Genomic DNA, 21,993 nt, shown 5'->3' on the forward strand with positions numbered 1-21,993 from the left:
CAGTTAAGCAACAAGAATAAAATGACTATGATTATGATAATCATGGTCATTTTGTTTTTTCTTATAAATGCACCAACATTCCGCTTCATTTTGTCAAATTTATAATGTGGTAAAATTGCAATAACTTGATTCATGAATCAATACGCTAAATAGCGTATTTTATTTAAATAAGATTGTTCTTCTTGGCTTTTTGAACGGCTTCTAGTTTGTTGTGGACTTGAAGTTTCGTGTAAATGTTTTCAATATGTTTTCTTACCGTTGCTGGAGATAAAAATAAGTTTTCGGCAATATTAATGTAATTCAATCCTTTGCTAAGTTGCTCTAAAACATCAATTTCTCTAGCGGATAATTTAATGATTTCTTCTTCTTTTTTATTGTCTAAATCAATTGGATTACGAAGTAATTTTAGAGTTTTCAATGCAATGGAAGGATTCATCGCAGCACCTCCATTTAAAGTATCTATAATGCCTTCGTACAAGGTTTTTGGCTCTACTTCTTTTAGTAAATAACCATCAGCTCCTGCTTTGATAGCATTAAAAATGTTTTCATCATTATCAAAAACAGTTAACATGATCACTTTAATGTGAGGATATTTTTTTTTTATGATTTCGGTGGCTTCAATTCCGTTTAGAATAGGCATATCGATATCCATTAAAATTACATCGATATTATGATTGTTACTTATTTTAGTCAGTAAATCAGAACCATCTAAAGCTGTAAATTTTATCTGAATATCATCAAAAAAAGAAAGTTTTTCCTGAATAGCTTTAATTAGGAAAGTATTGTCGTCTACGATAACCGTTTTGATAATTTTTTGCATTTTTTGATGATTAGTCTAATTAAACTTCGTTTTGATTAGGTAAGCTTAGATAAATTTTAGTTCCTTTTTCGCTAGCTTCAATATTGAAATTTCCTTTTAATTCGGAAGCTCTTTTTTTCATTGTATTAAGTCCGTTGCCAATTTCGGTTGTAGTCAAATCAAATCCTTTTCCATTGTCAGAAACCACAATAGTTATTTTGTTGTCAGACTCTACAAATGAAACGTCGATTTGAGAGGCATTCGCATGTTTGATAGCATTATTAACTGCTTCCTGTATTAAACGATAAATGTTCATTCCGTCTCTAGAAGTGAAAGATTGAAACGACTTTGTATCAAAGTTAAAATTAAATCGAATACCATTTAATGAAAGTTGGGCATTATCGATAAAATTTGAAATTCTTGTTTTCAAATCTTCAATGGTAATTTCTTCTTTGTTCATGGCCCAAATCGTATCTCTTAATTCGTAGATAGTCTCTTTAGTAAACGAACTAATATTGTTTAGTTTGTCTTCTAACTTTGGATTTCCATCGGCAAAAGCATATTTTAAGGAATCTACAGACGAAATAATAAACGTAAGCTGCGCGCCAATGTTATCATGCAAATCTCTCGAAATTTGAAGTCTTTGTTTCTGAAGGCGATTTTGAGTTTCGATTTTCAGTAAAGCATCTTTTAATTCGTTTTCTTTTTGCAATTGAAGGGTTTTCATTTTTTGATTTTTAAGCATAAAATAGCCAACAATTATGGATAAAATTAGGAGTGAAATAATGATTACTATGTAAGTGTTTTTTACAGCTAAATTGGCTTTCTGTTCTAGAATTTCTTTCTCTTTTCTTTCGGTATCAAATTCAGTGTCTAACTCCGCTTGTTTGATTCTAAGATTAATATTTGAGATACTATCTTTATAAGTCGTATAGTTTTTGAAATTGTCTAAAGCCGTTTTGTAATCTGAATTTAATTCATATAATTCCGAAAGTTTTTGATAATTATCTTGAGTTAAATAATTGTAATTGTAGGCTTTACTTTCATTTAATGCCTTAGTGAAATATTCAATTGATTTTTGATTGTTTTTAGTTTCAAAAAAGTAATATCCGTAAAAATTTAAATTTTCTGCAATTCCAATTTTGTCATCAATTTCAAGTCGTATTTGATAGGCTTTGTCTAAATTTTGTTTTGCTTTTGCAAAGTCTTTTAACGTTAATTGAAGCATTCCAATCTTATTCAAACTATATGGAATCCCAATTTTATCATTCGCTTTTTCTTTTAAAGTCAAGGATTTATTATAGAATAAAAAAGCACTATCGTACTCTTTTTTCATTTCTTTTAAAACGCCATAGTTGTCATAAATACCTCTAAGTTCGTATTCTGTATTGATTTTTTCGCCAATTTTTAGTCCTTTTTGCATGTACATGATACCAGAATCCAAATTACGTTTTCTTAAATGATAACCGTAACTGGCATAAAGAGAAGCTACTTTGCCATTTTGCTTTAATTGATTAAAGTTTTCAATGGCAATGAAAGTATATTTTGAGTGCAAATCATACTTGCTTTGGTAAAAATAGCAAAGCGCCATTTTTTCATAACTGGTAGCAATTCCAAGTTTATAGTTTTGTTTTTTTGAATCGGCTAGAACTTTATTAAACAGCTGTAATGATTTAGTACTATTCGCAATAATATCATCAAAAGGCATGTTGTTAATAGAGTCGATTTGTTTTTTAGAATAGGTTTGACTCCAACTAAAAGTAAATAGTTGAGAAAGAAGTAAGGCGATTATGTATGTTATAGTGTTTTTCATTATTAAATTTATTGTTACTATAAAAGTATAAAAATCAAATTTAAAGTACGTTTAAATTAATGTAATACGTAAATAAGATTATAAATATTTAATAGCAAACAAAGTAAAACGAATAGTCTAAAAAGAATGACAAGCAAATCTTTCTTGTGGCTCAATGATTCGATTGAAAGAAATAATTTAGACATAATTCAGGTTTATTAATTACGTAAAATTCGTTTAAAATAAGGCGTTTTCCTATACGACATTTGACGTATTTGCAAAAAAAGAGTGGATTGATAACATATCAATCCACTCAAACTAATCAAACTATAAAAACAAATTAATTGTTCACTTTTATCTTTTCTACTTTTTTGCCTTTGAAAGCAAAGATGAATTCTCCATCATCTGTAATGTCTAGACCATCACCATATTTAGGACTTCCGCCTTTTCCTTTTGATTGAACTGAACCTTTTGTTTCTCCATTCGTCATATCAATTGCGTGAAGGATATTTTTACTATTTCTTTGATCACGTAAAAAGTAATTTCCATTTACATCGTAGAAATAATCTACACCTCTGATTTTCTCTGTTGCATATGCTCTTGAACCATCTTTTTTATTGTAAGACGCTAATCCTTTTTCAGATAATACGACTACAGTTTCTCCAAAATCAATTACGTCAGTAGCTTTACCAACACCAGCATCGTTGTGTTTTACATCAAAAATTTGTTTTCCAGATGCAATTTCATAACAGTAGAATTGATCTCCATCTCCAACAAATACATTTTTGTTTTCATGAATAATAAAATCGGTAATACGTTTGTCAAACTTTTCAGAGCGCCAAGAAGTTGTTCCTGTTTTATCATCTATTGCTATTAAGCTATTTTTTTGCGCTTTGTAATCCCAATAAATGTAAGGAACATGAGAAGTGTAAGTTCCACCATACAAACTTTGTTGTTGTTCTTTTCTATATTCTTGAACTTGTACTTTACCACCCACTTGCACAATTACTTTGTCGCCTGTTCTGAAAATATTTGGCATAGAGAATGCGCCTGTAATTTTTTCAGAAGTCCACATAATTTTACCACTTTCTAAGTCGTGTTTTTGAACGTATTTAGCTCGATCTCTTCCGCCTAACATTACAATATACACAGCATTGTCTGTAAATAATGGATCGGCAATAGTTCTATAATATTTTTTTTGAGTTGTATTAGAGAACATGCCTCCGCCTCCGCCATCCATGTCGTTTTCATACACTGATTCCCAAAGTTTTTGTCCTGAATTAATGTTGTAAACTTGTAATCCATTCAAGTACATGAAAACTTTATCGCCTTTAATCCATAAATCTAAGATTGCTCTTCTTGTAACTAATTCTTTTTCTACAGTTCCAAAAAATGTATTTTCCCAAATGATTTCTCCATTGTTAGCATTTAATTTTACCATTTGATTTTTAAATCCTGCAAACAAAGCACCTAGAGCAGTTGGTTTAAAATTCACCATGATAATTTCATTCTTTTTCGCATCGTAAATGTATTTTCCAACACCACCTTTAAAACGATTGGTTTCCCAAATTTTCTCTCCTGTATTTGCTTTTACTAAAATAACTGAGGCTTTTTGAGAAATTAAAAAGGCATCTAATTCGTAAATGTATTTAACGGTTTCTAATTCACCTTGATCAGCACCGTCTTCCGATTTTGTTCCTTTTGGGAGTAAATTTTGATACAATTCTGAATTCCATAATTCTTTTCCTGATGCAATATCAATTACGGCAACACGATCTGTACCCATTTTTCTTTCGTCAAACAAGAATAAATAACCGCCATTGTCTTTCCAAATAACGTATTGATATTCGCATTTATTTGTTTTGTTTGTTGTGATATTTTTGTAATCACCATTCCAAATTAGCTTTCCTTCTCCGTTTAATACAGAAGCCGAGTTGTCATCCGTACCTAAAATATAAGAACCATCATGGTTGTTTACGGCTAATCTTGTTGCTTTGTTGCCAAATTCTGATTCCCATACAGTAGCAAAACTTCCCGATTTTTTAGAACCGCCACTTCCTTTGACTTTGTCTAATAATTTCCCAAATTGAGCAGTTGCAGGAGTAGTTCCTACTATTGCTATAATAAGGGAATACATAATAAATGATTTTTTCATGAGTTTTGTTTTTAATGTTAGAATGATATGTTATATCTAATTTTGTATCTTTTTTTCTTCTCTAATTTGAATTTAAATTTATGAGTAAGAATATATTCCGACATGAAGTTGATGAAATCGATGTCTTTTATAGTGCTATCTACTTTAAAAAAAGTAGCTACTTTACCGCTCTGAATTACTGTAATATCAATAGTCATATTGCCAGTTATTTCAGAAAATTTCTTGTTTTTCTTTTTAATAAAATCAGGAGATTGAAACACTTCATGCATTTCAGTTGTAACCATTTCGGAAACTGTTTCTTCGTCAGTAAGAACTGGTCTTTGAGACCAGATGGTTTCGCTGTAAAAAAGAGTAATCACAAGGAATACAAAGGCGATTCTTATTTTCATAAACAACTTTATTTAATAAGTTTACCAGTGTCTTTTTCTAATGTTAAATCTAAAGCAGTCTTATATAGACGTAAAGAGCTAATTAATGATTTTTGAGTAAATCCGCCTTCAGTCCAAAAATAATAGAAATAAGTAATAGTGTTTGTGCTTTCTGAATAGTAAGTTTTAATTAAAGCTACTTCCGCATTTAATTTGTTTACTAGTTCTAAAGCATCTTTTTTAGAAGCACCTTCTACAAGGTTATAAACGCTACTAAATGTAACGAATCTTTTATTGGCATCAATGTCAAGATAAACATTATAAGTGTTTTTGATTTTTATATAAGTGTCTTTAACTTCTAGTACTTCTATGTATGCGTTATCGCAAGTTTCCTTTAATAAAGAAGGTGTAACTTCAGCGGCTGTTACTAACTTTTGAGCTGTAGCAAATTGAACAGAAATTAATAAAACAAATAAATAAAATAGTGTTGAATTTTTTAAAGTTTTCATAATTGTGAATTTTTATGATTATTGATAAATCAAAATTCACAAAAAAAGGAAACATAGGAAATACGACAATTGCCGTATTTTAACAAAATTTTATAAAAGGGTGCTGATTTTGAATGGTTTTAATTTTTAATTCAAGCTGATGAAGGAATTTTTGATGACTTTCAGTGTTTGGATTAAAAGGTCGGTGCTTTAATCCTTTTTGAATGGAGCAAATGTCATTCATCAAACTAAATTGTGATTCCGAAATGTAGTTTTCAAAGAATTGAATCCAAATATAATCAATAGCTGTTTGACTAGGATGTAACATGTCTTCGGCATAAAAACGATAGTCGCGCAATTCATCCAACATAATTTCGTATGAAGGGAAATAGGTGATGAGTGATGGATGAAGGATAATTGTTTTATGAATAGCAGCAATCAAATGTGCTTTACTAAGCGTGTTTTCAACAAATCCATCTTTAATATGACGAACAGGAGAAACGGTAAAAATGAATTTGCAATTTGGGTTAACCGAATGTACTAACGAAATAATGCTTTCTAAACTTTCTTCAATCTGCTGAATAGAAAGTAATTCTTTTGTAAATTGCTTTTGTGGTACTTTATGGCAATTGGCAACAATTTCATGAGATGCAATGTTTTGATACACCCACGAAGTCCCTAATGTAATTATGATGTGAGTTGAATCGCTTAATTGTTTGTTTGTTGTACTGATTAAATCATTTAAAGATTCTAAAAAAATATCTTTATCCGAATTTGATAATTCGGAATGAACTTCAAAACAATGCCACAAGTCATTATGAAAGAAAATATCGTTTTCGGTAAACTTTCTTTTTTCAATAGATCGACGAATTAACTTTTCTATTGAAACGGAATTGAAAATAATCCCAAACGGATTTATTGTTGTTTGGAATTTAAAATAGTCAAATTTCTCACCCATATTCTCCGCAAAACAAGAACCCAGCAACAAGATTTTCGAATCGTAATCGATTGGAAAGCTGCTTTTTTGAATGGGTATTTTGGTGGTGAATTGCAAATCATTTAGGTTTAGACCTCAAATTTAAACTACTTTTTACAAAAAACGAGTATTTTTACTCAAGATTTAATACCATACAAATGATTGAAAAAGAATATATCGAACCTAATGAAGGTTTTTCTCAAACGGTTGTAATAAAAACAGGAAATTTTAAAACACTTTACATTTCTGGACAAATAGGAGATGGTGCAAATTTAGAAGCACAAACAATTGCCACATTTCAAAATTTAGAAAAGCAACTTCAAAATTGTAATGCTACTTTTAAAGATGTGGTAAAAATGAATACCTATATCGTAAATTTCAATCCAGAAGTAGATTTACCAATATTTAGAAAAGTTAGAAAAGCCTTTTTAGGAAATGAAAATTATCCAGCCAGTACTTTAGTTGGAGTTCATAGTCTAGGTAGAAAAGAATGGTTGATTGAGATTGAAGCAATTGCCGTTGTAGAATAAAAAAATCCCGACAAATTTGTCGGGATTTTTATTTTAGATGCTTTTAATTTCTTATTTAATGTAATCAACCGCTTTCTCCAAAGCTTCCTTAATCCCATCTACATTTTTTCCTTTTCCTGAAGCGAAGAACGGCTGCCCACCGCCATTTCCGTCGATGAATTTTCCTAATTCTCTAATTACGTTTCCAGCGTTTAACCCTTTTTCAGTAACTAATTCTTTTGAAATATAGCAGTGAATATTTGGAGCATTATCTTCAATTGAAGCTAAAAATACAAATGCATTTGGTTTTGAAGTCCCAATAGCTTGCGCTAAATCTTTAGTCGAACTCATAGATAAATCTACTTGTTTTACTAAAAAGTTGATTCCGTTGATTTCTTGGAAATCAGCAACTAATGTATTTTTTAATCCTTCGATTTTTTCTTTCACTAATTGCTCTAATTGTTTTTTCAATTTTGCATTGTCATCTTGTAATGAAGCCACAGATTTTAAAACATCTTGCGGATTTTTCAATACTTCTTTGATTTCCGCTAACGTGTTTTCTTGCGAAGTGTAAAAATCTTTCACCGCATCACCCGTAATAGCTTCTATACGACGAATTCCAGCAGCAACAGCTCCTTCTGAAACAATTTTGAAATGCCAAATTTCAGCGGTGTTTTTCACGTGAATTCCACCACATAACTCTTTACTGTCACCAAATTCAATCATACGAACAGAATCACCATATTTTTCACCAAACAAAGCCATTGCACCTTTATCTAATGCTTCTTTGATTGGAATATTTCTATGTTCTACCAATTGTAATTGTGCTTCGATTTGTTGATTCACACTTGCTTCTACTTGACGTAATTCTTCATCAGAAACTTTACTGAAATGCGAAAAGTCAAAACGTAAGTAATTTGGATTTACTAACGAACCTTTTTGCTCCACATGTGTTCCTAAAATGTTTCTCAATGCCAAATGCATCAAATGCGTAGCCGAGTGATTTTTAGAAGTCGAAGTTCTTAAGTCAGTATTTACTTTTGCTACAAATCCAGCTTCAATATTTTCTGGAAGTTGTTTTGCGAAATGTAATATTAAGTTGTTCTCTTTTTTAGTATCAATAATTTCGATGGTTTCATTTGCAGAAACTAATGTTCCTTTATCACCCACTTGTCCACCACCTTCTGGATAGAACGGCGTATTATCTAAAACAATTTGGTATAAAACACCATCTTTTTTAGAATCTACTTTACGAATACGTGTAATTTTTACTTCATTTTCAGTTTTATCATAACCCACAAACGTTTCCACATTTCCTGGAATTAAAACTTTCCAATCTTCCGTAGAAACTTCAGAAGCTGCACGAGAACGCGCTTTTTGTTCTTGCATCGCCACATTGAAACCAGCTTCATCTAAATCGTATCCTTTTTCACGAAGAATTAAAGCTGTTAAGTCAATTGGAAAACCAAAAGTATCATACAATTCAAATGCTTTTGCACCAGAAACTTCTTTTCCAGTGGTTTCTGTCATTACGTTTTCTAACAATTGTAATCCTTGTTCTAAAGTTCTTAAGAAAGAAGCTTCTTCTTCGCGAATTACATTGGTAACCAATTGTTGTTGCGATTTAATCTCAGGGAAAAATTCACCCATTTGATTCGCTAACACTTCTACCAATTTATTAATGAAAGGTTCTTTTGTTCCTAAAAACGTAAATCCGTAACGAATCGCACGACGTAAAATTCTACGAATTACATAACCCGCACCTGTGTTTGAAGGTAATTGTCCATCTGCAATTGCAAAAGCTACCGCGCGAACGTGGTCAACTATTACACGAATCGCAATGTTGGTTTTGTTTTGTTCTTCTGATATATTTTTAACTTCGTTTGAAGTGTATTTTAATCCTGTAATTTGTTCTACTTTTTCAATAAGTGGTGTAAAAACATCGGTGTCATAATTAGATGTTTTTCCTTGTAATGCCATACACAAACGCTCAAATCCCATTCCGGTATCTACGTGTTGTGCTGGTAATTTTTCTAAAGAACCATCAGCTTTACGGTTGAATTCCATGAATACGTTGTTCCAAATTTCCACTACTTGTGGATGGTCATTATTCACTAAACTTTTTCCAGAAACTAACGCTTTTTCTGCTTCGGTACGTATATCTACGTGAATTTCAGAACAAGGTCCACATGGTCCTTGGTCTCCCATTTCCCAGAAATTATCTTTTTTATTTCCTAAAATAATTCGGTCTTCGCTAATTAATTCCTTCCAAATGTCCCAAGCTTCTTGATCAAACGGAACATTTTCATCTGGATTTCCTTCAAAGACAGAAACATATAAATTTTCTTTCGGAATTTTATAAACTTCCGTTAATAATTGCCAAGCCCAATTAATTGCTTCTCTTTTGAAATAATCGCCAAAAGACCAGTTACCCAACATTTCGAACATGGTGTGATGATAAGTATCAAAACCTACATCTTCTAAATCATTATGTTTTCCTGAAACACGAAGACATTTTTGCGTATCGGCTATTCTTGGGCTTTTTGGAGTTCCATTGCCTAAGAAATATTCTTTGAATTGGGCCATTCCCGAGTTGTTAAACATCAAGGTTGGGTCGTCTTTTAAAACGATTGGCGCAGAAGGAACAATTAAGTGTCCGTTAGATTCGAAGAATTGTAAAAACTGTTTACGAATGTCTTGTGATTTCATTATCAATTATTTAGTTCTGATTTTAATTATTGATTTTGGTAGGAATTTGGAATTAGATTTTCGAAAAATATCCCAACTAAAAAATAAAATAGCTTTAGAATGAAACATTTCTTAAATTTGTTCGTATAACCTATGTCAATCAATAAATTTGGCACAAAAATAGTATATTTTCATTTATGTCGAAGGTAAAATATTATTACGATTCAGAAAATTTAGCCTACAAGCGTATTCAGACAAGAAAAAGGAAGAAGTTTGGCTATGTTGTCTTGTTTTTGGTGTCTTCGGCTTTGTTTGGATTCTTGATTTTTTTGCTATTGATTAACACCAGTTATTTTGAAACGCCAAAAGATAAAATTCAAGCGAGAGAAATTGAAGCTTTAGCTTTAAATTATAAGGTTTTGAATAAGAAACTGGATCTTATGAATGAAGTTTTAGAAGCGATTGAAAATAGAGATAATAATATTTACAGAATATATTTTAATACAACTCCTATTTCAGAAGAAGAACGAAAAGCGGGTTTTGGAGGTGTAAACAGATACAAAGATTTGCAAGGATTTAATAATTCGGAGTTAATGGAAAACACTACAAAACGTGTGGATGTATTGACAAAAGAATTGGTAATTCAATCCAAATCGTTAGATGAAATTGTGGCTTTGGCGAAGCAAAAGGAGAAGTTGTTAGCGGCAATTCCGGCAATTCAACCGGTTAAGAATGAAGATTTAAAGCAAATGGCATCAGGTTTTGGTTATCGAAGCGACCCATTTACGAAAATTAGAAAGTTTCATTACGGAATGGATTTCACAGCTAGAACAGGAACACCTATTTACGCCACTGGAGATGGAGTTGTCTATAAAGCAGATGCTTCGTTATCAGGATATGGAAATCATATTGAAATCAATCATGGTTATGGCTACAAAACCTTGTATGCGCATTTAAGCAAATATAAGTGCCGTCCAGGTCAAAGAGTAAAACGTGGCGATATTATTGGTTATGTGGGAAGTACAGGAAGAAGTCAGGCACCACATTTGCATTATGAAGTGTTTAAAAATGGAGAACGTGTAAATCCGCTGAATTTCTATTACGGAAGTATTTCAGCAAAAGAATATATAGAGATTTCAAAATTAGCGAATCAAGAAAATCAATCATTAGACTAATGCATTTAGAATTAGCACCAGACAAAAGATATTACAGCATTGGTGAAATAGCCAAAGCTTTTAACGTAAATGCCTCCTTAATTCGTTTTTGGGATAAAGAATTTGATATTCTAAAACCAAAGAAAAATGCCAAAGGAAATCGCATGTTTACACCAGAAGATGTTAAGAATTTGCAATTGATTTATCATTTGGTAAAAGAGCGCGGATTTACATTAGAAGGCGCCAAAACACATTTGAAAGAGGGTCAGAAAAAAACCTTAGATAAATTTGAAATTATCAGCAAATTAGAAACGATTAAAGCACAATTGAACACAATTAAAAATCAACTATAAACAATTAATTAAACTTTTAAACTTAAAAAAATGATGAGAAAATTTTTGCCTTTTATTATCGGTGGTGGATTATTGTTAATCCTTGTATTTTGGTTCTTTAGTATCAAAAACGGAGCTGTTCGTGTAAATCAAGAAGTAAATAAAGAATGGGGAAATGTTGAAACTTCGTACCAAAGAAGAAATGACCTTATTGGGAATTTAGTTAAAACGGTTCAAGGTTCGGCTGATTTTGAAAAATCAACTTTAGAAGCAGTAATCAAAGCGCGTTCTGAAGCGACTTCTGTAAAAATTGACCCAACGAATATGACGCCAGAACAATTAACCCAATTCAATCAAGCGCAAGGAAATTTAAATAGTTCTTTGTCAAGATTATTAGTTACTGTTGAGCAATATCCTGATTTAAAAGCAAATCAAAACTTCTTGAAATTACAAGATGAGTTAGCTAGTACAGAAAATCAAATCTTAACAGCAAGAACACGTTTTAATGAATCGGTTCAAAAATACAACAACTACATTTTAGTTTTCCCTAATTCTATTTTCTTAGGAAACTACAAAGAAAAACCATATTTCGATGCAGTTGCAGGTGCTGAAAAACCAGTGGATGTAGAATTTGATTTCAATAAAGAGAAAAAATAATGTCAAAAACCGAAGATTTCTTATCAAAAGCAGAAGAGCAAGAAATTGTTCTAGCTATTGTTGAAGCCGAAAAAAACACTTCGGGAGAAATTCGAGTGCACATTGAAGAACATACAGAAAAATCACCTCTTGACAGAGCTCAGGAGGTTTTTTTTGAATTGAAAATGGACGAAACACAAGATCGAAATGGCGTTTTGTTTTACATATGTGTTTCCGATAAAAAGTTTGCTATAATTGGCGATAAAGGAATCAACGAAGCAGTTGAATCTGATTTTTGGGATTGTACAAAAGATACAGTAATTGCTAATTTTAAAGAAGGTAACTTCAAGAAAGGCTTGGTAGAAGGAATTCTCAGAGCTGGCGAGAGATTGAAAAAATATTTCCCTTATCAATCAGATGATACTAACGAATTGTCTAACGAAATCTCAAGAAGTTAATATGAAAAAGTTATTTTTATTTGTATTAGCTTTAAGTGGAATGATTGTCCAAGCGCAGTTTGATATTCCGAAAAAACCTAGTTTTCAAACGAGTGTTTACGATTATGCTGATGTTTTAAATTCGCAAGAAGAAAAAGAATTAGAGAACAAATTAATTCGTTATTCTGATTCAACTTCCACTCAAATTGTAGTAATTTCAATTGAAGATTTAAAAGGTGAAGACATTGGGATTTTAACTCCAAAATGGGCACATGAATGGGGAATTGGTCAAGAAAAAGAAGACAACGGAATTCTGATTTTATTATCTAAAAACGATAGAGAAATTTGGATTGCTCCGGGATATGGTGTTGAAGATAGATTAACAGCCGGAATCAACGGAGAACTTATCCGAAATATCATTATTCCAGAATTTAAAGCTGGGAGTTATTACAACGGTTTAGACAAAGGTGCCGATGCTATTTTTGAAGTTTTAAAAGGAAAATACAAAGGTTCTAGAAAAGAAACAAATAATCCTTTACCATTCATCTTGATTGTTATTTTTATTATTATTCTGTTAGTTTTAGCTTCCAGAGGAAATAAAGGTGGTGGAAATTTTAGAGGTGGCAGCGGCTTAGATTTAGGCGACATTATTATTTTAAGCAGCCTAGGTAGAAGCGGTGGCGGTTTTGGTGGTGGCGGAAGCTTTGGCGGTGGTTCATCAGGAGGATTTGGCGGTGGCTTTGGCGGCGGTGGGTTCTCAGGTGGTGGCGCTGGCGGAAGTTGGTAAATTAAATCACGAAGTAATCATAAAAAAAACTCGTTAGTGTTTGCTAACGAGTTTTTTATTTTAGTTCATAATGATAATACCTTCATCTTTTTTCTTACCACCAAATTTTTCTAATTTATAGGTTAGAGAAAACATCGCATATTGTTGTAGTACTGTATTTTCCATATCGGTTATGGCGGTTGGAGTAATGGTTCTTGTTGCGCTGATATTTTGATTTAAAACATCATACACTTTTACTTTAGCTAATAGTTTGTCTTGGAAGAAATTATACCCCAAACTCAAATTCCATAAATAGAAATCTTTTTGAAAACCATCTGCAATATTAGAGTTGTAGTTGTATCCAAAATCACTTCCCAAAACTACTTTTTTAGGCCAATAACTTGTGATTTCTAGCTTAGCACTATGCTTGAAATTTTTAGTATTGTCAATTACATAATTCGTAAAATCATTAGTAATATAAGTGTATTTGTACGACGGACTAATAGTAATCATTTCATCAATTGACCACGAAATATTTGCTCTTGGGTTTAATGTCAAACCCTTTGATTCAAATAATGCTGCGTTGGTTAATCCTTGGTCGTAATTGTAACCTAACTGCATTCCAAATCCGTATTTAAACGTTCTTTTTTCTTTTTTTAATGATTTATTTAAACTAAAACCAATGTAGGTATTATAAGCTCTGTCTACATTTTGATACGTTGTAGTTGCTTTAAAATCGCTATCATAAGTAGTAGAAGCTACGATTTGATTCACATTGTAATCTCCTCCAGCATAAGCGTAAAATCCACTTCGGGTTGCATAATCATAATTGTTGAAGTTGGTATAAAGTGAGTAATTTTCGTTAGGTTTTAAATCAGCATTTCCAATGAACGTATTTAGTGGGTTTCCTAAATTTTCGAATGGTAAGATTTGATTTGCACTAGGTAAATTTACTTCGTAAGAATAATAGCTGTAAATAGATTTTGATTTTCCTAAAGTAATATTGATATATCCATTCATTTTTGGATACATATAGTTTTTATTGACTGAAGTTTTGTTTGATAAATAAGTAGATTGATTGTTGAAATTAATAATTTCTGTTCCCATCGAAATACTACCTCTAATTTTCTTTTTTCGTAAACTAATTCCCACCATTGGAGCCACTGATGAAGTTGTTGAGGTAATTTCATTTGAAAGTAAGTCGTTGAAATCAGTATACGAATTAAACCCACTATCAAAGTCATACGTTTCTCTCACGTCTCTAGATTTTTTATAACTATATGTAGTTTCAAAATTAAATACTAAAGAATCTCTTAAGGGTTCGTTATAACCTATTTCGGCTCTGAAACTATCTTTTTTAGAATCGTCAATTCTGAATTGATTTCTATCGTCATCTGAACTTCCAGATTGAAAAAAAGTTGTTGTTGTCTTAGTAAATAAATCAGAATCGTTTTTACTGTTTTCGTTGTTTAGCGAGGCGCTAATTCCTCTTCCTTTTTTCTTAAATCCTTTATAGAAATAGATGTTGTTTTTAAAAGTGTTGTTTTGGCTTGACCAATTGTTATTGGTTGTGTTTTCATTCAAAGCTGTTCCAAATGCATCAAATGTAGCGTCAAAACCTGAGTTTCTATTTTTTATTTCGCTAATTGAAAAACTTGGGCTAATATATAATGTTGAAGTAGAATCTAATTTTATTTCAAAATCTGCTCCAATATTATGTCCGTCAGTTATGGATTTTGTTTTAGCTTCGGCAAGTGTGTTTGTATTTCCTGTTGGAAGTAAATTAATTCTGTTAGTTCTGCTGTTATTGTTTGTTTCTGCGTTTGAATAATAATAACTCCCGTTTGGATTAATTTTCTTTTTAGCCCATTCGTCTGCAAAGTTTATCCCTATCATATTGGATTGTGTAATTCCGTTATTACCTCCAAATTGCATTCCGTTAATACCAAAGCTACCGTTGTCATTTATCCAAATGGAATTATTTCTTCCGCCACCCATATTGTCAAAGATTTCATCCATTGAAAACCCAATTGAGTTTATATTGTTAGATGAGCCAAGAATACTTACTTTTTGAGTGTCTTTAAAGTAGTTAAAAAGCAAACTCGATTCATACCGTTCGTCGGTTCCATATCCCATATTTGCTTTTCCAAAAACACCTTTATTTTTATCTTCCTGAATTGTTAAATTGATGGTTTTTTCATCTGAAGTAGCGTCTTGTCCTGATAATTCTTCTTCTTTGGTTTTGGTATCTGTCACTTGAACTTTACTGATTATTTCAGCTGGTAAATTTTGAGTGGCAATTTTACCATCTTTACCAAAGAAAGGTTTTCCGTTGACTAAAATATTGTTTACTTCTTTTCCGTTGACCGTAATTTTGCCTTCTTCATCTATTTCAACCCCAGGAAGTTGTTTTAATAATGCTTCTACGTTAGCATCAGGACGAACTTTAAACGACGAAGCATTAAATTCTAAAGTATCGTTTTTTATAGTAACCGGTGGTGCTTCAGATTGTATGACAACCTCTTTTAAAGAACTTACATTTTCTTCTAGTTTTATAGCACCAAAATCTTTGTCTGCTTTTAAATTTTCAATTTTTTCTGTGTAGTCATTATAACCAATGTATGAAATTTTGAAATAAATGGCATTATCTATTTTTTTTGTTTTGATGGTGAAATTTCCATTCTTGTCTGAAATGGTATAATCTATCAAAGTGGAATCTTTTACCGATTTTAAATAGATAGTTGCCGATTCAAGTGGAACAGAAGTGTTTTTGTCGATAATTTTTCCTTTTAAAGAAATTGTGTTTTGACTAAAACCTATGGCTGAGAATAAAAATAAACCAATGAAAAGGATTTTATTGAACATAGATAAGCGGTTAAATAGTTTAAGTTGTAATTAACTACGAAATAAAATATTTATTGTGTAAATAAAAATTTTCTTACGAAAAGTTTAACAATAACCATAAAAAAACCGAAGTGTTAACTCCGGTTTTTTAACTATTTCTGTCTGAAATAAATATCAATTGGAACGCCACTAAAATTGTATTGTTCTCTTAATTTATTTTCAATAAAACGTTTATATGGGTCTTTTACATATTGTGGTAAGTTAGCAAAAAACACAAACTGAGGTGTTGGTGTTGGCAACTGCATACAATATTTAATTTTCACATATTTTCCTTTTAAAGCTGGTGGAGGAGTTGCTTCAATAATTGGCAACATCAACTCATTGAATTTAGAAGTTGAAATACGTTGTTTTCTGTTTTCATATACTTCAACCGCTGTTTCTAATGCCTTTAATAAACGTTGTTTGGTTAAAGCCGAGATGAAAAGAATAGGCACATCAGTAAATGGTTGTAATTCTTCTCTAATTTTTCTTTCGTAATCACGAGTCGACATGGTGTCTTTTTCAACCAAATCCCATTTGTTAACCAAGATTACTACACCTTTACGGTTTTTTTCAGCCAACCAAAAAATACTTTGATCTTGACCTTCAAATCCGCGAGTAGCATCAATAACCAATAAACAAACATCACTGTGCTCAATAGCTCTAACCGAACGCATTACCGAGTAAAATTCTAAATCTTCTTTTACTTTCGCTTTACGTCTAATTCCGGCAGTATCTACTAAGTTGAATTCAAATCCAAAACGGTTGTATTTCGTATCAATGGCATCACGTGTTGTTCCAGCAATATCGGTTACAACAAATCTATCTTCGCCAATTAAAGCATTGATGAAAGATGATTTACCAGCATTTGGTCTTCCAACTACACAAAAACGTGGTAATGGTTCCACCTCTTCGGTAACTTCTGGCATTTCAGGTAACACTTCGACTAATTTGTCTAAAAGTTCTCCTGTTCCGCTTCCGCTCATTCCCGAAATTGAATAGTATTCTCCTAATCCTAAATTATAAAACTCAACAGCGTCTTTTTCACGCATTGCATTATCTACCTTATTTACTACTAATAAAACAGGCTTTGTGACTTTTCTAAGCAATTTAGCCACTTCATCATCCATAGGTGTAATACCTTCTTCAACATCTACTACAAAAATGATAGCATCAGCTTCATCAATAGCTAATTCTACTTGTCTACGAATTTCAGCTTCAAAAATATCGTCAGAACCTTTGATATAACCTCCCGTATCAATTACAGAAAACTCCTTTCCGTTCCACTCACTTTTTCCATAATTTCTATCACGCGTAACACCGCTTACCGAGTCAACAATAGCTTCTCTTCGCTGAATTAAACGGTTAAAAAATGTGGATTTTCCAACATTTGGTCTTCCTACAATTGCAACAATATTATTCATAATCTTATTTTGAATCGGCAAAAGTACGATTTTTTTTGGAGCTTTTTCCAGCTATCCACTACAACTCCACAATTTTAGCTCTTTTTTTCTAAATTTATTCAGTCAGCTTCAAAGGTCGCTGTCCAAATAAAAAGAAAAAATAGGTCAAAAATTTGCGGGGTTTCCGTTTTTATCTGGGCTAGGGTGTGAAATTTGTTCAACATTTGTTAAAATTGTATATATTAGCTTTAAAATCAGAAGAAATGGAACCTGAAAAAAGTATTGCGCTAAGACCAAAGTTTGAATTCGAATCAAAAAATAGTGTCGATAAAATTTTAGAAAAAGCAAAACAGCTAAAAACTGAACTCAAAGCCGATTACCAAATTAAAATAATCGATGACCATTTGTATTTCTATTTCAGTAAAGAAAAACGAAAATACTATTCCCCGTTTTTACATTTGGAATTAGAAGCCAATGAAGATAAGACAACAGTTAAAGGGTTATTTGGTCCTGAGCAATTGTTGTGGACGCTTTTTATGTTTCTACACTTTATCATCGCAGGATTATTTTTAGTATTCGCTATGATGGCTTACACACACTGGTCGCTAAAACAATCCACGGTTTTAGATTTTAGCATCATGGGAATCATGGTAGTGTTTTGGTTTTCGCTCTATTTTATGGCACGATTAAACAGAGAACGCGGTGTGCCACAAATGCACGAATTAGAAGATTTGATGTATAAGGTTTTGGAATAAAAAAACCTGATGAACATTCATCAGGCATCTTTTATCTTTATTCTTTGCTCTTTTTCCTTATTTCTGATTATATCCAAAACGTTTTAATTGATAAGCACTGCTTCTCCAATCTTTATTTACTTTAACGTAAGTGGCTAAGTGAATCTGTTTGCCAAAGAATTTTTCCAAATCTTCACGGGCTTGAATCCCAACTTTCTTCAAAGCAGCACCTTTGTGACCAATGATGATTCCTTTTTGCGTATCGCGTTCCACCATAATTACAGCACGAATTCTAATGATGTTGTCGTCTTCAATAAATTCTTCCGTTTCAATTTCAACCGCATACGGAATCTCTTTATCGTAATTCAACAAGATTTTTTCGCGAATGGTTTCGTTTACAAAGAAACGCTCTGGTTTATCAGTTAAAGCATCTTTTGGATAAAACGCCGGAGAAACAGGAAGTAATTCGATAATTCTATCAAAAACAGTTTGCACATTAAAGTTCTCTAAAGCTGAAATAGGATAAATTTCGGCATTAGGTACTTTTTCTTTCCACAATTGAACTTGCTCGTCTAATTGTTCTTGGTTCGATTTGTCAATTTTGTTTAATAACAATAAAACAGGAATCTTAGAATGAATAATTTTATTAAAAAACGCTTCGTCTTTTAATTCTTTTTCTCCAATTTCAACCATATACACTAAAATGTCAGCATCTTCAAAAGCCGATTTCACAAAATCCATCATCGAATTTTGTAATTCATACGCCGGTTTTATAATTCCAGGCGTATCTGAAAATAAAACTTGAAAATCATCTCCATTCACAATTCCCAGAATACGGTGTCTTGTAGTTTGTGCTTTCGATGTGATAATAGAAAGACGCTCGCCTACAAACGCATTCATAAGTGTTGATTTTCCTACATTCGGATTTCCAATAATATTTACATAACCTGCTCTGTGCTCCATTTCAATATATTTATGGGTACAAAGGTAGTGATAACGCCTTAAATAGTAGAAAGAAAACATTATTTTTAAAAAAGTCTTGTAATTTTAAATAAAGAGTGTACCTTTGCACTCACAAATCGCGGGATAGAGCAGTAGGCAGCTCGTCGGGCTCATAACCCGAAGGTCACAGGTTCGAGTCCTGTTCCCGCTACTAAGAATTTATTGAATTACAACCGTACATCGCGGGATAGAGCAGTAGGCAGCTCGTCGGGCTCATAACCCGAAGGTCACAGGTTCGAGTCCTGTTCCCGCTACTAAGAATTTATTGAATTACAACCGTACATCGCGGGATAGAGCAGTAGGCAGCTCGTCGGGCTCATAACCCGAAGGTCACAGGTTCGAGTCCTGTTCCCGCTACTAAGAATTTATTGAATTACAACCGTACATCGCGGGATAGAGCAGTAGGCAGCTCGTCGGGCTCATAACCCGAAGGTCACAGGTTCGAGTCCTGTTCCCGCTACTAAGAAGCTTCACAGAAATGTGGAGCTTTTTTTATGTAATTAATTCATTAATAAATGGTTATGTTTTTGTTTATTGTTTTAGTTTTTTGGCTTGATTCAATATTAAAACACTACTTTTGCACCTTTATTTTAAAATAACTATGAATCCAAAGAAAATTGCCGAGTACAGAAAGTTACTTGATGTTACCAAAACAGCTACGCTGAAAGAATTAAAAACCATTTATAGAAATAGTATGAAGGAAGATCATCCTGATACTATTGCTGATCCAGTGGAGCGTTTAGCTGCTGAGGAAAGAAGTAAAAATATTATTGAAGCATACCATTTTTTGGTTAGTATTGCTCCTGAAACACAAGAAAAAAACAAAGAAGTATATCAAAAAATAACTTCAACTGTAAATATCCAAGATTTTTATATGGATAATGGAGTGTTGTATATTTCGTTTTTAGATGGTAGCAATTACGAGTATTTTAGTGTGCCAAAAGTAACATACATTAAAATGGTTAATGCAGAATCGCCTAGTCGTTTTGCAAGACGACACATTTACAATGAGTTTTTATACCGCAGTGCAAGCAAAATCGTAGCTGAATAAACAATTGTTAAAAAAATATTCCTATTTTTGATATACTAACCAAAAAACTATATCAATTATGGAAATTAATTTTTTAGCTGTTCTAGTGGCAGCACTCTCAAGTTTTGTTGTTGGATTTGTTTGGTATAATCCTAAAGTTTTTGGAACGATTTGGATGAACGAAATCGGGATGACCGAGGAAAAAGCCAAACAAGGAAATATGGCAAAAATCTTTGGATTGACTTTTGTTTTTGCTTTTATGTTAGCCTTTTTTATGCAACCCCTAACAATTCACCAGTTTTCTGTTATGGGATTAGTGGGAGGAGATGTTGCTCATGCTAAGCCTTCTTATGCAGCTTTTATGGCAGATTATGGAGATGCTTTTAGATCTTTTAAACATGGAGCATTGCACGGATTAATGGCAGGATTATTTATTGCTTTACCCGTTATAGCGACCAATTGTTTATTTGAGCAAAAATCATTTAGATATGCAGCAATCACATCGGGTTATTGGGTTATAGTTATGACCATAATGGGAGCTATTATTTGTGGCTGGAAATAAAATAAATTTTAACATTTAATTATATAGGAATCGCTCTACATTTGTGGGGCGATTTTACTTTTACATTGGACAGAATTTCATTTAAAATATACAATTCAGTTAAGGAATTACCAGCACTTTGGGACATTGTGGCTCAGAGTAATGTTTTTCTACAAACGCCTTATCTATCTGTGCTTGAGCGCTCGGCTCCTGTAAATATGGAGTGTTTTTATATTGGTATTTTTGAAAAATCGGAATTAATAGGTGTTTCGTTGGCGCAATATTTAGATTTGAATAAATTGGAATCTTTTGGAGAAAGAGACAAATCGTTTAAAATTGCTATTCGAAATTTTATCTTCAAAAATTTCGCTTCTCACACACTTTTCCTTGGTAATAACATGATTACGGGTCAAAACGGTTATGTTTTTACAAAAGAAATCGATTTTGAGTGTATCAGTGATATTCTAATTCAAAGTGCAGAGGAAATAACCTTGTATTTTAAGAAAAAAGGGATAAATATTCATTTGGTTTCTTTCAAGGATTTTTACGAGCATTGTTCGGTGGAATTGAAGAAGTTTCGTTTTTCTAATGTATACGAGTTCAATACGCAACCTAATATGATTTTCTATTTAGATGAAAAATGGAAATCAGAAGAAGATTATGTAGCCGCACTTTCGAAGAAATATCGTGACCAATTTAAAAGGGCTCGAAAAAAGAATGACGGAATAATCGTTAAAAATCTTTCTTTCGAAGAAGTGGTTCAGCATGAAAATACGATTTACGATTTGTATCATTATGTTGCTAAAAATGCGCCTTTTAATACGTTCTTTTTAGCAAAAAATCATTTTTCAACTTTAAAAGGGCAATGTGGTAATCGTTTTCAAATTTTTGGATATTTTTTGAATGATAGATTAGTAGGTTTTCATACGTTATTGCTTAACGAATTTACACTAGAAACCTACTTTCTAGGTTATGATGAAACCATTCAAAAAGAAAATATGCTGTATTTGAATATGTTGTACAACATGACGAAATATGGAATTGAAAACGGATTCAAAAAGATTATTTTCGGAAGAACGGCTCTGGAAATAAAGAGTTCTGTAGGAGCAACACCCGTTCAAATGTCGGGTTTTATTTATCACAATAATAAATTGGTAAACAAATTTATTGGTAAAATCTTCAAACAATTAGAGCCAGAACTTCATTGGCAACAACGTCATCCTTTTAAATAAAATACGGCATATTACGTATATAATCTAAAAAGGATTAAATTATATTTGTAAAGTTAATACAATCAAAT

At 32.1% G+C, this 21,993-nt stretch carries 20 protein-coding genes and 4 tRNA genes; 14 read left to right on the plus strand and 10 right to left on the minus strand.

The features are described 5' to 3' along the window. Window positions 1-163: 163 nt before the first annotated feature. The 6 genes from OJ995_RS03740 to OJ995_RS03765 all read right to left on the minus strand — a co-directional run bounded on the left by OJ995_RS03740 (window position 164) and on the right by OJ995_RS03765 (window position 6,656). On the minus strand, window positions 164-820 hold the full coding sequence (locus OJ995_RS03740) for a response regulator transcription factor (protein ID WP_264368213.1): 657 nt from the start codon (window positions 818-820) through the stop codon (window positions 164-166). Window positions 821-839: 19 nt separating this feature from the next. After that, entirely contained in the window at window positions 840-2,612 is a 1,773-nt protein-coding gene (locus OJ995_RS03745; protein ID WP_264368214.1) for a tetratricopeptide repeat-containing sensor histidine kinase, read from the minus strand. A 319-nt stretch (window positions 2,613-2,931) separates the two neighbouring features. Continuing rightward, window positions 2,932-4,746 (minus strand): outer membrane protein assembly factor BamB family protein, encoded by a 1,815-nt coding sequence (locus tag OJ995_RS03750; RefSeq protein WP_264368215.1) that lies wholly within the window; start codon window positions 4,744-4,746, stop codon window positions 2,932-2,934. A gap of 17 nt (window positions 4,747-4,763) precedes the next feature. Then, window positions 4,764-5,135 carry a hypothetical protein gene (locus OJ995_RS03755; RefSeq protein WP_264368216.1) on the minus strand — a complete coding sequence of 124 codons (372 nt, stop codon included), beginning with the start codon at window positions 5,133-5,135 and terminating at the stop codon, window positions 4,764-4,766. An 8-nt stretch (window positions 5,136-5,143) separates the two neighbouring features. Next, the gene (locus tag OJ995_RS03760) at window positions 5,144-5,623 is read right to left on the minus strand and encodes a YbjN domain-containing protein (protein ID WP_264368217.1); all 480 of its coding nucleotides are present in this window, start codon (window positions 5,621-5,623) and stop codon (window positions 5,144-5,146) included. Between the two features lie 79 nt (window positions 5,624-5,702). After that, the gene (locus OJ995_RS03765) at window positions 5,703-6,656 is read right to left on the minus strand and encodes a GSCFA domain-containing protein (protein WP_264368218.1); all 954 of its coding nucleotides are present in this window, start codon (window positions 6,654-6,656) and stop codon (window positions 5,703-5,705) included. Window positions 6,657-6,736: 80 nt separating this feature from the next. On the opposite strand from OJ995_RS03765, the gene OJ995_RS03770 reads away from it, so the two are divergent. After that, window positions 6,737-7,108 carry a RidA family protein gene (locus OJ995_RS03770; protein ID WP_264368219.1) on the plus strand — a complete coding sequence of 124 codons (372 nt, stop codon included), beginning with the start codon at window positions 6,737-6,739 and terminating at the stop codon, window positions 7,106-7,108. 51 nt (window positions 7,109-7,159) lie between these two features. On the opposite strand, the gene alaS is transcribed toward OJ995_RS03770, so the two are convergent. Then, window positions 7,160-9,796 carry an alanine--tRNA ligase gene (gene alaS, locus OJ995_RS03775; protein WP_264368220.1) on the minus strand — a complete coding sequence of 879 codons (2,637 nt, stop codon included), beginning with the start codon at window positions 9,794-9,796 and terminating at the stop codon, window positions 7,160-7,162. Window positions 9,797-9,972: 176 nt separating this feature from the next. On the opposite strand from alaS, the gene OJ995_RS03780 reads away from it, so the two are divergent. From OJ995_RS03780 to OJ995_RS03800, 5 genes are read left to right on the plus strand one after another with little or no spacing between them, the layout of a single operon-like run. Next, window positions 9,973-10,950 carry a M23 family metallopeptidase gene (locus OJ995_RS03780; protein ID WP_264368221.1) on the plus strand — a complete coding sequence of 326 codons (978 nt, stop codon included), beginning with the start codon at window positions 9,973-9,975 and terminating at the stop codon, window positions 10,948-10,950. Continuing rightward, entirely contained in the window at window positions 10,950-11,282 is a 333-nt protein-coding gene (locus OJ995_RS03785; protein WP_133608073.1) for a MerR family transcriptional regulator, read from the plus strand. The genes OJ995_RS03780 and OJ995_RS03785 overlap by 1 nt, the downstream gene beginning before the upstream one ends. Window positions 11,283-11,315: 33 nt before the next feature. Continuing rightward, a complete protein-coding gene (locus tag OJ995_RS03790; protein ID WP_133609426.1) occupies window positions 11,316-11,918 on the plus strand; it encodes a LemA family protein in 603 nt (200 codons plus the stop codon). Beyond that, complete coding sequence (locus tag OJ995_RS03795; RefSeq protein WP_264368222.1) at window positions 11,918-12,355, plus strand: TPM domain-containing protein; 438 nt, start codon at window positions 11,918-11,920, stop codon at window positions 12,353-12,355. The genes OJ995_RS03790 and OJ995_RS03795 overlap by 1 nt, the downstream gene beginning before the upstream one ends. A 1-nt stretch (window position 12,356) precedes the next feature. Further along, the gene (locus tag OJ995_RS03800) at window positions 12,357-13,121 is read left to right on the plus strand and encodes a TPM domain-containing protein (RefSeq protein WP_264368223.1); all 765 of its coding nucleotides are present in this window, start codon (window positions 12,357-12,359) and stop codon (window positions 13,119-13,121) included. 60 nt (window positions 13,122-13,181) lie between these two features. On the opposite strand, the gene OJ995_RS03805 is transcribed toward OJ995_RS03800, so the two are convergent. After that, on the minus strand, window positions 13,182-15,965 hold the full coding sequence (locus tag OJ995_RS03805) for an outer membrane beta-barrel protein (RefSeq protein WP_264368224.1): 2,784 nt from the start codon (window positions 15,963-15,965) through the stop codon (window positions 13,182-13,184). A gap of 131 nt (window positions 15,966-16,096) precedes the next feature. Continuing rightward, window positions 16,097-17,407 carry a ribosome biogenesis GTPase Der gene (gene der / locus OJ995_RS03810; RefSeq protein ID WP_264368225.1) on the minus strand — a complete coding sequence of 437 codons (1,311 nt, stop codon included), beginning with the start codon at window positions 17,405-17,407 and terminating at the stop codon, window positions 16,097-16,099. A gap of 242 nt (window positions 17,408-17,649) precedes the next feature. Here der and OJ995_RS03815 point away from each other — a divergent pair, with 242 nt between their 5' ends. Beyond that, a complete protein-coding gene (locus tag OJ995_RS03815; protein ID WP_264368226.1) occupies window positions 17,650-18,141 on the plus strand; it encodes a hypothetical protein in 492 nt (163 codons plus the stop codon). 57 nt (window positions 18,142-18,198) lie between these two features. Here the strand turns inward: OJ995_RS03815 and era are convergent, their stop codons facing one another. After that, window positions 18,199-19,083: a GTPase Era gene (gene era, locus OJ995_RS03820; RefSeq protein ID WP_264368227.1), complete on the minus strand. Its 885-nt coding sequence runs from the start codon at window positions 19,081-19,083 to the stop codon at window positions 18,199-18,201. Between the two features lie 117 nt (window positions 19,084-19,200). Between era and OJ995_RS03825 the strand changes: the two genes are divergently transcribed. The 7 genes from OJ995_RS03825 to OJ995_RS03855 all read left to right on the plus strand — a co-directional run bounded on the left by OJ995_RS03825 (window position 19,201) and on the right by OJ995_RS03855 (window position 21,925). Beyond that, a tRNA-Met gene (locus OJ995_RS03825) sits at window positions 19,201-19,273 on the plus strand. Window positions 19,274-19,303: 30 nt separating this feature from the next. Further along, window positions 19,304-19,376 (plus strand) — tRNA-Met (locus OJ995_RS03830). A gap of 30 nt (window positions 19,377-19,406) precedes the next feature. Continuing rightward, window positions 19,407-19,479 (plus strand) — tRNA-Met (locus OJ995_RS03835). 30 nt (window positions 19,480-19,509) lie between these two features. Further along, window positions 19,510-19,582, plus strand: a tRNA-Met gene (locus OJ995_RS03840). A gap of 141 nt (window positions 19,583-19,723) precedes the next feature. Beyond that, the gene (locus tag OJ995_RS03845; protein ID WP_026724150.1) at window positions 19,724-20,173 is read left to right on the plus strand and encodes a KTSC domain-containing protein; all 450 of its coding nucleotides are present in this window, start codon (window positions 19,724-19,726) and stop codon (window positions 20,171-20,173) included. A 58-nt stretch (window positions 20,174-20,231) separates the two neighbouring features. Further along, window positions 20,232-20,714: a DUF1761 domain-containing protein gene (locus OJ995_RS03850; protein ID WP_133608055.1), complete on the plus strand. Its 483-nt coding sequence runs from the start codon at window positions 20,232-20,234 to the stop codon at window positions 20,712-20,714. Window positions 20,715-20,779: 65 nt separating this feature from the next. After that, window positions 20,780-21,925, plus strand: coding sequence for a GNAT family N-acetyltransferase (locus OJ995_RS03855; RefSeq protein WP_264368228.1), 1,146 nt, complete (start codon window positions 20,780-20,782; stop codon window positions 21,923-21,925). Window positions 21,926-21,993: the final 68 nt, after the last annotated feature.

The organism is Flavobacterium lacisediminis (assembly GCF_025909975.1).
Lineage (GTDB): Bacteria > Bacteroidota > Bacteroidia > Flavobacteriales > Flavobacteriaceae > Flavobacterium > Flavobacterium lacisediminis.

What these genes read in the sequence shown, in the direction of transcription:
- OJ995_RS03800 (WP_264368223.1), top strand. Translation starts at nt 12,357, where the DNA reads ATGAAAAAGTTATTTTTATTTGTATTAGCTTTAAGTGGAATGATTGTC.
- OJ995_RS03785 (WP_133608073.1), top strand. Translation starts at nt 10,950, where the DNA reads ATGCATTTAGAATTAGCACCAGACAAAAGATATTACAGCATTGGTGAA.
- der (WP_264368225.1), bottom strand. Translation starts at nt 17,407, where the DNA reads ATGAATAATATTGTTGCAATTGTAGGAAGACCAAATGTTGGAAAATCC.
- OJ995_RS03755 (WP_264368216.1), bottom strand. Translation starts at nt 5,135, where the DNA reads ATGAAAATAAGAATCGCCTTTGTATTCCTTGTGATTACTCTTTTTTAC.
- OJ995_RS03770 (WP_264368219.1), top strand. Translation starts at nt 6,737, where the DNA reads ATGATTGAAAAAGAATATATCGAACCTAATGAAGGTTTTTCTCAAACG.
- OJ995_RS03780 (WP_264368221.1), top strand. Translation starts at nt 9,973, where the DNA reads ATGTCGAAGGTAAAATATTATTACGATTCAGAAAATTTAGCCTACAAG.
- OJ995_RS03740 (WP_264368213.1), bottom strand. Translation starts at nt 820, where the DNA reads ATGCAAAAAATTATCAAAACGGTTATCGTAGACGACAATACTTTCCTA.
- OJ995_RS03815 (WP_264368226.1), top strand. Translation starts at nt 17,650, where the DNA reads ATGGAACCTGAAAAAAGTATTGCGCTAAGACCAAAGTTTGAATTCGAA.
- OJ995_RS03745 (WP_264368214.1), bottom strand. Translation starts at nt 2,612, where the DNA reads ATGAAAAACACTATAACATACATAATCGCCTTACTTCTTTCTCAACTA.
- OJ995_RS03790 (WP_133609426.1), top strand. Translation starts at nt 11,316, where the DNA reads ATGAGAAAATTTTTGCCTTTTATTATCGGTGGTGGATTATTGTTAATC.
- OJ995_RS03795 (WP_264368222.1), top strand. Translation starts at nt 11,918, where the DNA reads ATGTCAAAAACCGAAGATTTCTTATCAAAAGCAGAAGAGCAAGAAATT.
- era (WP_264368227.1), bottom strand. Translation starts at nt 19,083, where the DNA reads ATGGAGCACAGAGCAGGTTATGTAAATATTATTGGAAATCCGAATGTA.
- OJ995_RS03760 (WP_264368217.1), bottom strand. Translation starts at nt 5,623, where the DNA reads ATGAAAACTTTAAAAAATTCAACACTATTTTATTTATTTGTTTTATTA.
- OJ995_RS03845 (WP_026724150.1), top strand. Translation starts at nt 19,724, where the DNA reads ATGAATCCAAAGAAAATTGCCGAGTACAGAAAGTTACTTGATGTTACC.
- OJ995_RS03805 (WP_264368224.1), bottom strand. Translation starts at nt 15,965, where the DNA reads ATGTTCAATAAAATCCTTTTCATTGGTTTATTTTTATTCTCAGCCATA.
- OJ995_RS03750 (WP_264368215.1), bottom strand. Translation starts at nt 4,746, where the DNA reads ATGAAAAAATCATTTATTATGTATTCCCTTATTATAGCAATAGTAGGA.
- OJ995_RS03850 (WP_133608055.1), top strand. Translation starts at nt 20,232, where the DNA reads ATGGAAATTAATTTTTTAGCTGTTCTAGTGGCAGCACTCTCAAGTTTT.
- alaS (WP_264368220.1), bottom strand. Translation starts at nt 9,796, where the DNA reads ATGAAATCACAAGACATTCGTAAACAGTTTTTACAATTCTTCGAATCT.